Below are 357 nucleotides of genomic sequence, written 5' to 3' on the forward strand. Positions count from 1 at the left end.
GCGCTGTCGAAGACGAGCGTCGCCGAGGACGCCAAGGCGGGCACGGTGATCGGCAAGCTGTCGGCGAAGGATCCGGAGGGCGGCGCGGTCACGTACAGCCTGTCGTCCAACCCCGGCGGCATCTTCAAGCTCTCCGGCAACACGCTGCAGCTCGCCAAGGGCGTCGACTACGAGACGGCGAAGAGCCATTCGGTGAAGGTCGTCGCCACCGACGTCGGCGGCAAGACGACGACCAAGTCGTTCGGCATCGACGTGATCAACGTCAACGAGAACCCGACGTCGATCGCGCTGTCCAAGGCGTCGGTTGCGGAAAACAGCAAGACCGGCACGACGGTCGGCACGTTCTCGGCGAAGGAC

1 protein-coding gene is annotated in these 357 nt (G+C 65.5%); it reads left to right on the top strand.

Going from position 1 to position 357, the window contains the following annotated elements:
• The coding region (locus P0086_RS25210) for a cadherin repeat domain-containing protein (protein WP_275790828.1) at positions 1–357 on the top strand (357 nt) is incomplete at both ends.

Source organism: Mycoplana sp. MJR14, assembly GCF_029210525.1.
In the GTDB taxonomy this organism is placed as follows: domain Bacteria; phylum Pseudomonadota; class Alphaproteobacteria; order Rhizobiales; family Rhizobiaceae; genus Mycoplana.